The following is a 14,003-nucleotide window of genomic DNA, read 5'->3' as shown; positions in this document are numbered from 1 at the left end:
ATGCGTCATCTGCTTACCCTGCTGCTGCTGACCCAGAGTGTGGCGCTGGCCTGTTTGCCCCCTTACCGGAGCCCCGCCATGATGAGCGCCGAGCGCGCACTGAACGCGCTCCGCACAGGCCAGGCATGCCCGAACGTGGTGGAAGACCCCTGCACACGCACCTACCGCGCCGCGCCGCAGGAGGTCGCAAGGCTCTTGGCCCAGCAAGCCAACACGGTGGCCCGCCGCAGCGGCGAGGTGTGGACGGTGGTGCTGGACGAGTACCGGGGCCAGCGGGTGGAAATTCGGGCACGGGCAGGCGGCGCAGTAGTTTCGCAGACCAACATTGAGACTGCCTATGAAACGTTGCTGAACCGACTGGCCCAGGCGATCGATGAGGTCCAAGAGAATCAAAGTCCTGCCACCTGTGCGCAGACAGGACTGACGAACGACCGCGTGCTGAGCTTTCAGAACTGTTCTGTGATCTGGGAGAGGGTGAACTTCCCTCCCCCAGGCCGGACCAAGCAGCCCAGCCTGCATTTCACCGTGACCCAGGCGGCAGACCACACCGTGGAACTGGGGCGGCCCTTCGTGTACACCCCACCAACGCTAGACACACCGCCCTGCGTGGGGCCGCTGCGCTATGAGTAGAGTCCGCCAGGGGCAGCAGGGTGGCCGAGCTTCTGACGCTCCTATCAGAACCTTCCTCATCTGGTCGGTCGTCCTAAGCCAGGGGTGGGCATTGGCTTGTAGCCCGAAGCCGTCTCTCGCTCAATCTCTGGAGTATCTGACCGCTATAGGGGAGGTTCGGACATTTCCCTGTGTCAGTCAGCCGGGGTCGCCCGCCCAGCAGCGGCTCTGCTATCTCACACCCTGGCGCTTGACCGACTTCCTGTCGGAAACTGGATTGTCTAACGACTTTGCCGAAATCAGGATACGCGCGAGCTGGATGAAAAGTAAACCTGACCTGTTCACCTATGGAGGGCAGCGAATTCATATCTTTCCTTACCAGAAGGGGCAGTTCGTTGTAATTGAGAAATCGAAATCCCTGCAGATGCAACTCATTGAGATTTTTGAACACGCGATTTTTAATAGCGACCAAAATCCGTGCCAACTCGCTTTTGCTCAAGATACGGGCGGGCTTCTGAAGACCTGTGAATTGCCTTCAGACATACTCATCAACGCTGTAGACGTTCGCCTCGTCTTCTCGCTCAACAAGAGGACTGAATTCGGTCAGCGGGGAGAGCTCCTGGCAATTATCACCGGTCCCTGCGACTGGTATATCGAGCCCCTCAAAAACCTTAAGGAGAGTCATCCATGACCATCACCATCACCAATATCAAGCGCGTCGGTTCGGACAAGACGGAATCGGTCACCATCGAACACGGCGTCATCAAAGGCTGGAACCTACCAGAAGAAGGCCAGGTGCTGGACGGACAGGGCGGCACCGTGGCCCCGGCCCTGATCGAACCCCACGCCCACCTGCGCGAACCCGGCCAGACCGAGAAAGAGGACCTGGCCTCGGGTCTCGCGGCGGCAGCGGCGGGCGGCTACGGCACCGTGGTCTCTATGCCCAACACCAGCCCGGTGGTGGACGACCCGGCCATCGTGCGCGCCCTGATCGAAAAGGCGTCGGGCCTGGGCTTTGCGCGCCTCAAACCAGCGGCGGCCCTGACCCGAGGCCAGCAGGGCGAAACTCTGGCTGAACTGGGTTACCTGAAAGGCGCCGGTGCCGCCATGTTCACCGATGACGGCCGCACCAACGAGAACGCCCGTACCCTGCGCCTGGGCCTGGAAACGGCCGGTAGCCTGGGCATGATCGTGTCCGTGCATGCTGAGGACGCCTCTCTGCGCGCCGACGGTGTGATGAACGAGGGCCCCGTGTCAGAGGCGCTGGGCCTGCCCGGCAACCCGGCGGCCGCCGAGGCGGCGCGCGTGGCCCGCGACATCGAAATTGTGGCCGAACTGCACGCCCAGGGCCGAGCGGCGAGGCTGCACATTCAGCACCTGTCCACCGCCCGCGCGCTGGACCTCGTGCGTGGGGCCAAGGCGCGCGGCCTGCCGGTCACCTGCGAGGTCTGCCCCCACCACCTCACCCTGACCGACGAGGCGCTGCGGAGCTTTGACGCCATCTACAAGGTGGCCCCACCCCTGCGCACCCAGGCCGACGCCGATCAGCTGCTGGTGGGCCTGAAGGACGGCAGCGTGGATTGCCTCGCCACCGACCACGCGCCCCACACCCGCGCCGAGAAGGAACGCGACCTGCTGGACGCCCCCAGCGGCATCGCTTATATCGAACTGGCCTTCCCGCTCATGTACACCCGTTTTGGCGATGCACTGGGCCTGGAGAAGCTGGTGGACCTGTTCACCGCCGCCCCTGCCCGGGTGATGGGCTGGCCGGCGCCGAGCCTGGACGCCGGCGCCGTGGCCGACTTGGTGGTGCTGGATCTGGCGACCGAGCGCCCCGTCAACCCTGCCGAGTTCAAGAGCAAGGCCAAGTTCACCCCCTGGGCCGGCGAGACGCTGAAGGGCTGGCCGCTGCTGACGGTGGTGGACGGCAAAGTGGCGTACCAGCGGAGCTGAAGCAAAGGGTCTAAGAGTCTGAGGGTCTAAGGAAACGCCCCCCTTAGACCTTTTAACCCTTCGACCTCCTTACCGGTTCAGCCGAAAAATCCGCAGGTCGTCCTCGGCGCGGCCCTGAATGCAGGCGGTCAGGAGGCGCGCGGCCTGCACGGAATAGGTGATGCCGTTGCCGCCGTACCCCAGGGCAAAGAGCAGCCTCTCCCCTTTCGTTTTGGGGCCAATGTAGGCCAGGCCGTCCTTGGTTTCGCCAAAGGTGCCCGCCCAGGCAAAGGCCACCTCGGGTTTCAGGTGGGGCAGCAGTTTTTCCAGGCGGCGTTCCAGGCGCTTCTGTTTGGCCACCAGCGCGCGGTCACGGCGGGCCGGGTTGTGGTGGGGGTCGTCCTCGCCGCCCACGACCACGCGGCCATCCTGGGTGGTGCGGGCGTACAGGTAGGGGCGGGCCGTTTCCCAGATCAGGCAGCCTTCGGGCCAGGGCTCGCCCTCGGTCTGGGCAATGGGCTCGGTGGCCAGGGCGTAGGAATTTTTCAGCTGGGCCAGGCGCCGGCCCAGAAAGGTTTCGGCCTCGTAGCCGGTGGCCACCACCACCCAGCGGGCCTGCACCCTGGCGCCCCGGTCCGTGTGGGCCGTCAAGAGGCGGCGGCCCTCGTCCAGCCGGGTCACGGTGGTCCGGTCATACACCCGCGCGCCCCGGCCCAGCGCCCGCTGCAACAGGTGCTGGGTCAGGCGGTACGGGTCCACCTCGGCGCCGTCCCTGCTGAACAGAGCGGCGGGCGCCGTGATGCCAAAGCGGGCCTTCACCGCGCGGGCGTCCAGATACTCCACGTTCAGCCCAGCCTGGGTGCGGGCGGCGTGTTCGTCGCGCAGCATCCGGGCGTCTTTTTTCGTGCTGGCGTAGTACAGGCTGCCGCGCGCCTTGAACCCGCAGTCGTCGGGCAGGCCCGCCGTCAGGGTGCGCACCCGGTGGGTGGCCTCCCGGCACAGGTGGTAGGCCCGCTCGGCGTCCCGCTGGCCGATCATGGCGCTCAGGTCCACCAGATTGGTGTCGATTTCGTATTGCAACAGGGCGGTGCTGGCGCTGGTGCTGCCAAACCCCGCGTCGCGGCGGTCCACGACCACCGTGTTCAGGCCCGCCTCACTCAGGGCGTCGGCCAGGAGCGCCCCGGTAATGCCCGCGCCAATGACCAGCACATCGGCCTGCTCAGGCTCGGCCAGAGGCGGGTAGGTGTACATCAGCCCATTGGTCAGGGGCCAGAAAGCCCGTCCGCTGCGCAGGTCCATCGTGGTTATCTTGGCAGCCGGGGGGGCGCGGAACTGCAGGCATTCCTGCGGTTGGGGCCAAAGGGGGGCGCCCCCCGGCCCCAGGGGCGGCCTTCAGGCGCCGCCGCTCCAGACTGGATCGGTTGAAGCCGCCCCGGGTGCGTCGGTGGTGACGCGGCGGTCAAAGTTGGAACAGGTGCTGCGCCCATCGGCGGGTGGCCACATTCTGGGCATTCAGTTTGCTGGCACAGCCGTTCAGGGGCTGGGTGAAGAGGTGCTCCACGCCCAGGCCCTGCAGGTTCAGGCCCAGGGCGCCGGCCCGCCCGCCAATCTGGGCCGCCAGGGGACTGGAGCCCCACGATGTTCCCGGCAATGGGGTCGGGGGTGCCGGTGTCCAGCAGCGGGGCCAGGGGGCGGAGCGCGCGGCCCCCCCTCTCGCTGGGCTGCGGGCAGGCAGGGCTCAACGCAACACGGAAGGCGCTTTTAGGGACGTTGCCCCTCACGTTGCGACTGTTCAAGAGAGCACCGGAAAGTCTCCACGCCCGGTGCAACGCACTTTTTTTCAAGACTCGCTCTGCGGCGCAGCTGTTCCAGCCCGCTCGGTTGATCGGGGGCTTGGCAGCGAGCGACTGAGCAAACCACGCAGGCGTCCACTGCGCCAGTTTCGGGCGGTCAGCCAGCTTCAGGGCTCTAGGCCCCGGCACAGAAAAGCGGCCCCACTGCACCGGGCAGTGGAGCCATCTGGGAGAGAGGGCCTTAAAACCAGCGGCGCTGGGTTTTGCCGCGCACCTTGCGCTGGGCCTGATTCAGCAGGAAATCCAGGGCGCGGTCGCGCTTGCGGGCCTTGGTGTATTTGCCCTTGCGCTGGGACTTGCGGGCCAGGGCCAGCAGTTCCAGGGCAATGGGCGCCATGGTCAGCAGCAGGCCAAGTTTTCCTCTGGAGCGGGTACGGGTTTTCATGCCCCTCAGTACGACACAGCCCGCAGGAAAGTTGCTGAAGGCCGTATCAAGGCTGTTCATGTGTGCTGGCGGCGCGCGGCCCTGGGCAGGGGTGCCCGCGCGTTCGGCCGGAGCAGGGCCCACACGGCCCGGCCATGTCCGGTATGCCGGAATGAAGCCCCGGCGGCGACAGAACAGCGGGCCCGGCGCGCTAGGCTGGGGCATGACGGCAACCCAGGACAGGGCTGCAGGCCTGCGCGAGCAGCTTGTGGCGTGGCGGCGACACCTGCACATGCACCCCGAAGTCGGCTTTCACGAGCATGAAACGGCCGCCTACATCGAGGCCGAGCTGCGCCAGATGCCGGGCCTGAGCGTCACGCGGCCCACCGCCACCAGTGTTCTGGCGGTGCTGAAGGGGGGGCAATCCGGGCGCACGGTGCTGCTGCGCGCCGACATTGACGCCCTGCCCATCCACGAGGAAAACGGCTTTGCGTTCGCCTCCACGCGCCCCGGGGTCATGCACGCCTGCGGGCACGACGGCCACACGGCCATTCTGCTGGGCGTGGCCCAGCTGCTCGCCGAACACCCGGAAACGGTGCCCGGCGAGGTGCGCATGATCTTCCAGCACGCCGAGGAAATCGGGCCCGGCGGCGCCGAGGAACTGGTGATGAACACCCCGCTGATGGACGGGGTGGACGTGGTGACTGGCCTGCACCTGAACAGCCAGCTGCCCGCCGGGGTGGTGGCGGTCAAGGCTGGCGCCTTCATGGCGGCCCCCGACACCATTGAACTGACCATTCGCGGCAAGGGCGGGCACGGCGCGCACCCGGAAGAGACGGTGGACCCCATCGCCGTGGGCGCGCAGGTGGTCACCAACCTGCAGCATGTGGTCAGCCGCATGGTGGCCGCCCAGGACGCGCTGGTGGTCAGCGTGACCAAGTTTGTCAGCGGCACCACCCACAACGTGATTCCCGACAGCGCCGAGCTGATGGGCACCGTGCGCACCTTCGACCCCGCCCTGCGCGAGCGCGCGCCCCACTTGATCGAGCGCGTGGTCAAGGGCGTGTGCGAGGCCCACGGCGCCACCTACGACCTGCGCTATGAATTCGGCTACCGGCCGCTCATCAACACCGACTGGGTGGCGGCGCAGCTGCGCGAGGTGGCCCTGGACACGGTGGGCGAGGCCCGATTCCGTGAAGCCCGGCCCACCATGGGGGGCGAGGACTTCAGCGCCTACCTGGAAAAGGCCCCGGGCGCGTACTTCAACGTGGGCGCGGGCAGCGACGAGGCCGACAGCCGCTGGCCGCACCACCACCCGCGCTTCACCATTGATGAGCGCAGCCTGGAAACCGGGGTGCAGATGCTGCACGCCGCCGCCCTGCGACTGGCCGCGCCGCGCTGAACTGTCCGGGGTCCGGCGGTCACGCGGCGGGCGCGTCGTGGTCGGGGCAGTCGGGCTGAGCCGGGGGGCCTGGCTGCCCCTGGGGGGGCGTGCTGGGTCCCGGAATCACCCGGCGAAACAGCTCGGTGAGCTGCGGATCGAACTGGGTCCCGGCGCCCTGCACGATGATGGCCATGGCCTGTTCGTGGCCCATGGCGCCCTTGTAGGGCCGCACGCTGGTCAGGGCGTCGTAGACGTCGCACAGGGCAAAGACGCGGGCCAGCAGCGGAATCTGCTCGCCGGCAAGGCGGTCGGGGTAGCCCTGCCCGTCCCAGCGCTCGTGGTGGTAGCGCACCACGCCGTGCGCCTGCGGGTGCAGGAAGGGAATGCGCGCCACCAGTTCAGCGCCCAGCGGCGCGTGCTGCTCCATGATCAGGCGCTCCTCGGGGGTCAGGCGGCCGGGCTTGAGCAGGATGGTGTCGGGCACGCTCAGCTTGCCAATGTCGTGCAGGGTGGCGCCGTGACGCAGGGCGGTCAGCTGCGCTTCGGGCAGGTCCAGGGCCTGCCCCATCCGGGCAGCCAGGTCGCGCACCCGCTGCGTGTGGCCCTGGGTTTCCAGGTCGCGCGCTTCAAGCGCCACGCCCAGCATGTTCAGCGCCGCGTCCAGAGTGGCGCGCAGGTCGCTGAGGTGGGCGCTGCGTTCCATCACGCGGGTGCCCACGCTGGCCAGCATGGCGGCCAGGGCTTCCTCGGTGGCCTGGAAGGGCCGCCACGGCGCGCGCAGCAGGCACAGCACACCCAGCGGCTGGCGCGTGTGCGACAGCATGGGCACCACCATCAGGGCGCTCTCGGCGGTGGCGCCCTGTGGGTGCAGGTAGACGCCCGGGGCGTCTTGCAACCGCCCCACCCGGATAATCCGGCCGCCCTCCAGGGCCTGCCACGACAGGCCCTCGCCGCGCGCCAGCCGCGCCGGCGCGGCTGGCGCGGCCCCGGTCTGGGCGGCAGCCACCAGCACGTCCTGCGCCGGGTCGTAGCGCATGAGGAGCGCCGAACTGGTGCGCAGCAGGTCGTGGGCAGCCCGGGCAAGGTGGTCGGCAATCTCCTGTTCGCCGGCACTCAGGTTCAGGTCGCCGTGCAGCCGGGCCAGCTGGTCCAGTTCGCGCCAGCGTTCCTGCAGTTGCAGCAGGGCGGCAATCTGCTGAGCAAACACCTGGGCATCCTGAATGGCGCCGGCCGAGAACACCCCCTCAGATTCGGTGGATTCCAGGTTCAGATGCGCCACGACCTCGCCTCCCACCACCACCGGCAGGCACAGGCTGGCCCGCAGCGCCGTGCGGTGGCCCAGCGCAGCGAACATCTGACGGGGGCCCGGGGCCAGTGCGGCGTCGGCCTCAGCCCACACCCGCTCGATCTCTGAGGGCCGCAGCACACGGGGCCGCCCCTGCCGCCACGCCTCCAGGCCCTGGCCGTACCAGCGAATCTGGGAGGGCTCGGTCAGCGCGGTGCCCACGAGTTGCTGCGCGTAGCCCACCGCCGCGCAGATGCGGAACAGGGCGCCTTCACGGATATTCAGGCTGCCGCAGCCCACGCCCGAAATGGTTGTGACGGCCAGTTCCAGCAGCTCCTGCCAGTCCTGATCATTCAGGGAGCGGCGCTGGGCCAGCAGTTCCACGGTGGTGCGCTGGGCCTGCCACAGTGAATAGCGCGGGCGCAGATCCGGCACCTCGGCCGGCGCGGCGCGGCGCGGCAGGTCGTCCAGGGTGACCAGGCGGTTGCCGCCGTTCGTCTTGGCCAGATACAGCGCCTCGTCGGCGCGGTGAACCAGCTCGGCCGGCTGCTCTCGGGGCTGCCGGGTGGCCAGTCCCGCCGACAGGGTCAGGCGGCCCCAGGGCGCGGCGCTGCCGGAATCAGTCAGCTGGGCCTGCACGCGCGCCGCCACCGCCCGCGCCTCTTCCACTGGCAGGGCCAGCAGCAGGGCAAAGGCCTCGTGGCCCAGCCGGAAGCCGCGCCCCGGCGCCGCGTCGTGCAGCACCTGGGCGAGGTAGCGCAGCGCCCGCTCGCCGGCCTCGGGGCCGTGCGCTTCAGTCAACTGGCGGAAGTCGTCCACATCCAGCAGCACCAGATGGTCGCCCACTTCCAGGCGGGATAGCTCTTCATCGAAGCGGCGCCGGTTGCCCAGACCGGTCAGGTCATCGGTCATGACCTGCTGGCGCAGGTCGTTGGCCAGCCGCAGCAGCCGCAGCCGCGACTGCAACACCCCCAGCACCAGCACCGTGGCCACGCTGTGCAGCGCCAGCATGCCGGGATACACCACCAGCCCCAGCGCCCGCGATTCGGGGAGGAGCAGCAAGGGCAGCCCCACGCCCAGGTAGGGCAGGGGCAGCTTCCACAGGTCACGCAGGTTGGCGTGTGTCAGGTCCAGCGTGGGCCGCAGCAGCGCCGCCGCACCCAGTACGGTGACGGTGTTGAACAGCGCCACCAGGCCCCCCAACTGGGACTCCAGCAGCCGCCACACCACCGCCGGCAGGGCCACCAGGGCGCCGGCCCCGAAGCCGTAGCGCAGCGCCACCAGGGCAATGGGCACGTAGCGCAGATCAATCTTGTAGGGCCCCACCGCCACGGCGTAATGCATCAAGACCGTGGCCGTGGCGGCCGAGAGCAGCAGGCGCAGGGCGTGGTCGGGCCAGTGGCGCCGCACCGGCCAGTCGCGGTAGGTCAGGCTGAGCAGAAACGTGCAGGTGAGCAGCAGGCACAGGTTCAGTAACACGGCACGTCCTCCCGGGGTACGGTACCTGCTGTGCCCTTACACCCGTCTCACCCAGGCCCTTCAGACTGTACTTAAAATGACAATTCTGGTCATTTGCTTTTGGGCGTGCTTGTGAGGCTGCCGGGCACCTGAAGAGAGGCCCCTGGCGCAGGCCAGCGCCGGGTGTGGCCCCCGGACAGGCGCGCCGTGCCCTGGTCTGACAGCGCCGTCACAGCACGGCTGGCTTTAGCGGCTGCGCAGGGTGCCCTGCACGGCGCTCATGAACTCGGCGCGGGTGCGCGGATCGCTGCGAAAGCGCCCGCGCATGGCCGAGGTGGTGGTGCTGGAGTTCTGTTTCTGCACCCCGCGCATGGCCATACACAGGTGCACGCCCTCCATAAATACCGCCACGCCCTTGGGCGAGAGCAGCTCCTCGGTGGCGTCGGCAATCTGGGTGGTGATGCGCTCCTGCACCTGCAGGCGGCGCGAGTACAGGTCCACGATGCGCGCAAATTTGCTGAGGCCCAGAATCTTGCCGTCCGGGATATAGGCCACGTGCGCCCGGCCGTAAAAGGGCAGCATGTGGTGCTCGCACATGGAATAGAACTCGATGTCCTTGACAATCACCATCTCGCTGCCCTCGGCGGCAAAAACCCCCTCGCCCACCGCGTCTTGCAGGGTCTTGTGGTAGCCGGCGGTCATGAAGCTCCAGGCTTTGGCCACGCGGTGCGGGGTGCGCGTCAGGCCCTCGCGCGCCGGGTCCTCGCCAATGGCGGCCAGCCAGTCGTGCGTCAGATCACGCAGGCCGGGCACCTCCAGCTTCTCGTCGGCGGCGCTGATCACGGGTTCTGTGGTCAAGATTCGGTCTCTCCTTTTCACGCCGCTGCCCCCAGGGAAGGGGGGCCGGGTGAATGCGAATGCCGCGAGTGTAGGCCAGGGGCCCTCGCGGCAACTGTCGGGCAGCTTTCAGGCCCCGGCGGGGCCCGTGGCGGGCTTCAGGTCCAGCTGACCTCACCATACGTCTGCTCGCGGGCCGGGCCGCACGAGAAGATCACCACCGGGCAGTTCACGGTTTCCTCGATCAGGTCCAGGTACGCCTGGGCTTCCCCCGCCAGGGTGGCGCGGCTGGTGGCGCCGTCGGTGGTGGTCCAGCCCGGCAGGTGCTTCATGACCGGCTCGCCGCTCTGGCCGTAGGCCACACACACCGGAATGGTGTCCAGGCCGGCCAGAATGTCCATCTTGTTGATGACCAGGCCGTCCAGGCCATTGACCTCGACGGCGTATTTCAGCAGCGGCAGGTCCAGCCAGCCCACGCGCCGGGCGCGCCCGGTGGTGGTGCCGTACTCGTCCCAGGGCTTGGAGCCGTCGCCGCGCAGGCGCAGAATCCCGGCCTCGTCGTGCACCTCGGTGACAAAGGGGCCGTGGCCCACCCGGGTGTTGAACGCCTTGGCCACGCCATAGACCTTGTGAATGGCCTTGTGGTTCACGCCCGCGCCCACCAGAATGCCGCCCACCGTGGGGTGAGAGCTGGTCACAAAGGGATAGGTGCCGTAATTCAGGTCCAGCAGGGTGGCCTGCGCGCCCTCGAACAGCACGTTGCGGCCCTGCGCAATGGCGGCGCGCAGCTGGGCGCCCGTGTCGTGAATGAAGGGGGCCAGCGCCTCGCGGATGGGGGCCAGGGCGTCCAGGGCCACCTCAAGGGTCGTCCAGCCCGCGTCGCGGGTGGAATTGGGCTTGGCTTCCAGCAGGCGTTCAATGCGCTCGGCCAGCACACCGTCGTCCAGCAGGTCACCAAAGCGGATGCCCACGCGGCGGGCGCGGTCGGCATAGGAGGGGCCAATGCCGCGCCCGGTGGTGCCCACGAAGTCCTTGCGGCCATCCACGTACTTGTGGTGCGGCAGCACCAGATGCGCCCGGTCGCTGATGCGCAGTTCTGGCTGCAGCCCGCCCGAGAGCAGGTTGCCCCGCTCTTCCAGGAATTTGTCCGGGTCAATCACCATGCCGTCGCCCAGCACGCTCACGGTGCCTTCGTGCAGCACGCCGCTGGGCAGCAGGTTCAGCTTGAAGGTCTGCCCCCCTGCGGTCACGGTGTGCCCGGCATTCGCCCCGCCCTGATAGCGCACCACGTACTCGGCTTCTGGCGCGAGAAAATCGGTGATCTTCCCCTTGCCCTCGTCGCCCCACTGGGCGCCCACAATTGCAATTCCAGGCATCTGACTCCTTGGTGCTGGGCTTTGCCCAGCCGAGCAAAGCGAGTGCCAACAAGCAGCCGTTGTCGGAGGTGGATGACCCGTTGTGCGGTGTGAACGGGTCAGGAACCGGAGACAATGGCTGCTCAGCCCTCCGGCCACGCGCACAGACTTGCCTTTGCTTGCCCGCCGGAGCAGGGCAAAAAAAACACGGCGCGCAGCACCGTACCTCAGTGTAGGGGATGGGGCCGGGCTGAGCGGGCGGGTTGTTTACGTGGGGTGGACACCTTCAGGCGCTTTCGCCGTGCAGGGTCAGCAGGAGGCGCCGCGCGCCGCCGTCGTCGCGGTGTTCGCACAGGTAGATGCCCTGCCACGTCCCCAGGGCCAGCCGCCCGCCCTGCACCGGCAGCGTCAGGCTGGGGCCCAGCAGGCTGGCCTTGATGTGCGCGGGCATGTCGTCCGGGCCTTCCAGGGTGTGTTCCCACTCGCGCCAGTCTTCGGGTACGGCGTGGTTGAAATACCGCTCGAAATCGCGCCGCACGTCGGGGCTGGCGTTTTCATTCAGGGTGAGGCTGGCGCTGGTGTGCTGAAGAAACACATGCAGCAGCCCGGCGCGGGTGCGGGCCAGTTCCGGTACCGCCTGGGCCACCTCGCGGGTAATCAGGTGAAAGCCGCGCCGCCGCGCCGGCAGGGTCAGGGTGTGCTGGGTCCACATGGGCCTACCCTAATGGCCCTCGGGCTCCACCCAGGCTTCCTCGGGGTCAAGTGGCTGGAAGTGCTGCCGGAAAGCCTGAAAGTCCCATGAATTGATCCAGACGCTTGCCCGATCCTCGCCGGCCGCGACTCCGGCGTTGCGGCTGGCCACCCGCTCCCACAACACCTCATCAGGCACGTGCAGCCGGTACAGCCGCAGTTCGAGCCCGTGGTGGGCGCACAGGCTGCGCAGTTCGTCCCGCTCGTGGCGAGTCCAGAACCCATAATCCAGCACCACGTCGCTGCCCAGCAGGGCGGCCTGCACCCAATGCCCCTGAAACATCTGCAGGAGGCCGGCCAGAGCTGGTCGGTACAGCGCCTCTGGTGGATTGGCGCCCAGGAGAGCGTGTGTCCATTCGTCGGGGGAAAACCGCAGGGCCGGCAGCGCCTGCTCTAAGCGCCGGGCCAGCGTGCTCTTGCCGCTGCCGATGAACCCATGCAGGGCATGAACCCGGCCCAGTTGCAACGCCCCTTTGTTCACGTCCTCCATTCTAAGTCGCTCGCTCCCAAGCCCCCGATCAACCGAGCGGGCTGAAACAGCTGCGCCGCAGAGCGAGCATCGAAAAAAAGTATGTTGCACCGGGCGTGGAGACTTTGCGGTGCTCTCCTGCAAAGTCGCAACGTGAGGTTCAACGTCCTTAGGGACGAGCCTCTCACCCGCTCCCGCTACCCTAACCCCCATGCGCCGCCTTCTCATGCCAGTCGTGTTGACTGCGCTCATGACCGCTCCCGCGCACGCCGTCTCCACCCTGACCCTGCCCGTCACGGTGCCGCTGAGCAGCGTGCAGGAAGCCGCCAACGCCCGCATACCCAAGGAGTTTGCCCGGGTGGACGAAACCCGCACCTTTCTGGGGGGCCTGCTGAGTGTGCAGGTGCAGGGCACCGTGACCCGCACGGGCCACGTGCAGCTCACGCCCACGGCCGACGGTTCAGGGCTGGTGATGCGGGTGCCCATCCGCGCGGCGTTCCGGGCCACCCCGGCGGGCAGCGGCACGCTGGCGCGCGATTTTGGCGGCGAGGCCACCGTCAGCCTGACGGTCACGCCGTATGTCACCCCGGCGTGGGAGGCCGGGGTGCGCGTGAAGGGCGACTACACCTGGACTGATCCCCTGAGTGTGGACCTCACCCCGGGCGTGCGGATCAGCGTGCAGTCGCTGGTGGACCCCCAGGTGCGCGCCCAGCTGGACCGGGTGGCCGCGCAGGTGGAGGCGGCGGTGCGAACCGGCGCCCGCCTGCGCCCCCGCGCCGAGGCCCTGTGGGCGCGCGCGGCCCAGCCCTGGACCCTGCCCACGCCGGAAGCGGCCTACGCCCGCGCCCGGCCCCTGAGCCTGCAGGTAACGCCGCCGCGCTTTACCCCGGACGCCCTGAAACTCACGCTGGGCGCGGGCCTGGAGCTGGCTGCCGGTCTGGGCCGTGCGCCGGCCCCAGGTCCGGTCCGGCCCCTGCCGCCACTGAACACGGCGCCCCGCCTGAGCCCGGGGCTGGACCTGCAGGTGCCGGTGCGCCTGCCCTACCCCGAACTCTCGCGCCTGGCCACCCAGGCCGCTGCCCAGAAAACCTTTCCCCTGCCGGTTCCCACCACCCCCACCCTGCGCGTGCTGGGCGTGACCCTGACCCCGGCAGGGGGGCGCCTGAATGCCGCTGTACGGGTGCAGATTACCGGGCCACTGGGCCTGCGGGTGGGCGCCACCGTGGACATTCAGGGCACCCCGGCCCTGGACCCGGCGGGCCAGACGCTGACCCTGCAGGGCGTGCGCGTGACCACCCGGCGCGAGGGCCTGACCGGCCGCGTGATCGGGTATCTGGCCGACGCCCGCGCCCAGGCGTACCTGCAGGGCGCCGCCCGCTTTGACCTGCGCCCCCAGCTGGACCGGGCCCGCGCGGCCCTGCAGGCCCGGCTGCCCTTCACGGTGGCCCCGGGCGTGACCCTGCAGGGCACGGTGGGCCCGCTGAAGGTGCGCGCGGTGCAGGTCACCCCGGACGCCCTGCTGGTGACGGGCGAGGCCACCGGCAATCTGGCCGCAGCGGTCAGTCTGCCGCGCTGAACCCCTAGTGCAGCGTTCTAGAATTTGTAATAGTTAAGGATGAGCCGACCTCTTCGGTACGTGGTGCAGTTGAGTGGTGAACAGGAACAGACCCTCAAAGCGATGGTCAGCAGAGGGAGCGGCAAGGCGCG

The 14,003-nt window shown here is 68.5% G+C and carries 13 protein-coding genes; 5 read left to right on the top strand and 8 right to left on the bottom strand.

Annotated elements, in window-relative coordinates; all coding sequences use genetic code 11:
* From C8263_RS15840 to C8263_RS15830, 3 genes are all read left to right on the top strand, one after another.
* On the top strand, positions 1–630 hold the full coding sequence (locus C8263_RS15840; RefSeq protein ID WP_107139110.1) for a hypothetical protein: 630 nt from the start codon (positions 1–3) through the stop codon (positions 628–630).
* A gap of 229 nt (positions 631–859) precedes the next feature.
* Complete coding sequence (locus tag C8263_RS15835) at positions 860–1,300, top strand: hypothetical protein (protein WP_107139109.1); 441 nt, start codon at positions 860–862, stop codon at positions 1,298–1,300.
* Positions 1,297–2,562 (top strand): dihydroorotase, encoded by a 1,266-nt coding sequence (locus tag C8263_RS15830; protein WP_107139108.1) that lies wholly within the window; start codon positions 1,297–1,299, stop codon positions 2,560–2,562. Before C8263_RS15835 ends, C8263_RS15830 begins: the two co-directional genes overlap by 4 nt.
* Before the next feature lie 69 nt (positions 2,563–2,631).
* Here the strand turns inward: C8263_RS15830 and C8263_RS15825 are convergent, their stop codons facing one another.
* The 3 genes from C8263_RS15825 to C8263_RS15810 all read right to left on the bottom strand — a co-directional run bounded on the left by C8263_RS15825 (position 2,632) and on the right by C8263_RS15810 (position 4,779).
* Positions 2,632–3,840, bottom strand: a complete 1,209-nt coding sequence (locus C8263_RS15825) for an NAD(P)/FAD-dependent oxidoreductase (RefSeq protein ID WP_107139107.1) — start codon at positions 3,838–3,840, stop codon at positions 2,632–2,634.
* 160 nt (positions 3,841–4,000) lie between these two features.
* On the bottom strand, positions 4,001–4,192 hold the full coding sequence (locus C8263_RS15820; RefSeq protein WP_107139106.1) for a hypothetical protein: 192 nt from the start codon (positions 4,190–4,192) through the stop codon (positions 4,001–4,003).
* 383 nt (positions 4,193–4,575) lie between these two features.
* On the bottom strand, positions 4,576–4,779 hold the full coding sequence (locus tag C8263_RS15810) for a hypothetical protein (protein WP_107139147.1): 204 nt from the start codon (positions 4,777–4,779) through the stop codon (positions 4,576–4,578).
* Between the two features lie 202 nt (positions 4,780–4,981).
* Between C8263_RS15810 and C8263_RS15805 the strand changes: the two genes are divergently transcribed.
* Positions 4,982–6,160 carry an amidohydrolase gene (locus C8263_RS15805; protein ID WP_107139104.1) on the top strand — a complete coding sequence of 393 codons (1,179 nt, stop codon included), beginning with the start codon at positions 4,982–4,984 and terminating at the stop codon, positions 6,158–6,160.
* A gap of 19 nt (positions 6,161–6,179) precedes the next feature.
* Here C8263_RS15805 and C8263_RS15800 read toward each other — a convergent pair whose 3' ends face one another.
* The 5 genes from C8263_RS15800 to C8263_RS15780 all read right to left on the bottom strand — a co-directional run bounded on the left by C8263_RS15800 (position 6,180) and on the right by C8263_RS15780 (position 12,308).
* On the bottom strand, positions 6,180–8,906 hold the full coding sequence (locus tag C8263_RS15800; RefSeq protein ID WP_107139103.1) for an HD domain-containing phosphohydrolase: 2,727 nt from the start codon (positions 8,904–8,906) through the stop codon (positions 6,180–6,182).
* Positions 8,907–9,131: 225 nt separating this feature from the next.
* Positions 9,132–9,743: a GTP cyclohydrolase I FolE gene (folE, locus tag C8263_RS15795; RefSeq protein ID WP_199188426.1), complete on the bottom strand. Its 612-nt coding sequence runs from the start codon at positions 9,741–9,743 to the stop codon at positions 9,132–9,134.
* A 137-nt stretch (positions 9,744–9,880) separates the two neighbouring features.
* The gene (locus C8263_RS15790) at positions 9,881–11,098 is read right to left on the bottom strand and encodes an adenylosuccinate synthase (RefSeq protein ID WP_107139101.1); all 1,218 of its coding nucleotides are present in this window, start codon (positions 11,096–11,098) and stop codon (positions 9,881–9,883) included.
* A 265-nt stretch (positions 11,099–11,363) separates the two neighbouring features.
* A complete protein-coding gene (locus C8263_RS15785) occupies positions 11,364–11,789 on the bottom strand; it encodes a secondary thiamine-phosphate synthase enzyme YjbQ (protein ID WP_107139100.1) in 426 nt (141 codons plus the stop codon).
* 9 nt (positions 11,790–11,798) lie between these two features.
* On the bottom strand, positions 11,799–12,308 hold the full coding sequence (locus C8263_RS15780; protein WP_158263830.1) for a P-loop nucleotide/nucleoside kinase family protein: 510 nt from the start codon (positions 12,306–12,308) through the stop codon (positions 11,799–11,801).
* Positions 12,309–12,546: 238 nt separating this feature from the next.
* Here C8263_RS15780 and C8263_RS15775 point away from each other — a divergent pair, with 238 nt between their 5' ends.
* Entirely contained in the window at positions 12,547–13,872 is a 1,326-nt protein-coding gene (locus tag C8263_RS15775) for a DUF4403 family protein (protein ID WP_233218857.1), read from the top strand.
* The last annotated feature ends 131 nt before the right edge of the window (positions 13,873–14,003 follow it).

It is taken from the genome of Deinococcus arcticus, from assembly GCF_003028415.1.
GTDB classification, from domain to species: domain Bacteria; phylum Deinococcota; class Deinococci; order Deinococcales; family Deinococcaceae; genus Deinococcus; species Deinococcus arcticus.
Note: the sequence above shows the minus strand (reverse complement) of the source record. Positions and strands in the feature narration are given on the sequence as shown.

Excerpts from the sequence above, each read along its gene's own strand:
- C8263_RS15840 (WP_107139110.1), top strand. The coding sequence starts at position 1 with ATGCGTCATCTGCTTACCCTGCTGCTGCTGACCCAGAGTGTGGCGCTG.
- C8263_RS15830 (WP_107139108.1), top strand. The coding sequence starts at position 1,297 with ATGACCATCACCATCACCAATATCAAGCGCGTCGGTTCGGACAAGACG.
- C8263_RS15825 (WP_107139107.1), bottom strand. The coding sequence starts at position 3,840 with ATGGACCTGCGCAGCGGACGGGCTTTCTGGCCCCTGACCAATGGGCTG.
- C8263_RS15810 (WP_107139147.1), bottom strand. The coding sequence starts at position 4,779 with ATGAAAACCCGTACCCGCTCCAGAGGAAAACTTGGCCTGCTGCTGACC.
- C8263_RS15805 (WP_107139104.1), top strand. The coding sequence starts at position 4,982 with ATGACGGCAACCCAGGACAGGGCTGCAGGCCTGCGCGAGCAGCTTGTG.
- C8263_RS15790 (WP_107139101.1), bottom strand. The coding sequence starts at position 11,098 with ATGCCTGGAATTGCAATTGTGGGCGCCCAGTGGGGCGACGAGGGCAAG.
- C8263_RS15785 (WP_107139100.1), bottom strand. The coding sequence starts at position 11,789 with ATGTGGACCCAGCACACCCTGACCCTGCCGGCGCGGCGGCGCGGCTTT.
- C8263_RS15775 (WP_233218857.1), top strand. The coding sequence starts at position 12,547 with ATGACCGCTCCCGCGCACGCCGTCTCCACCCTGACCCTGCCCGTCACG.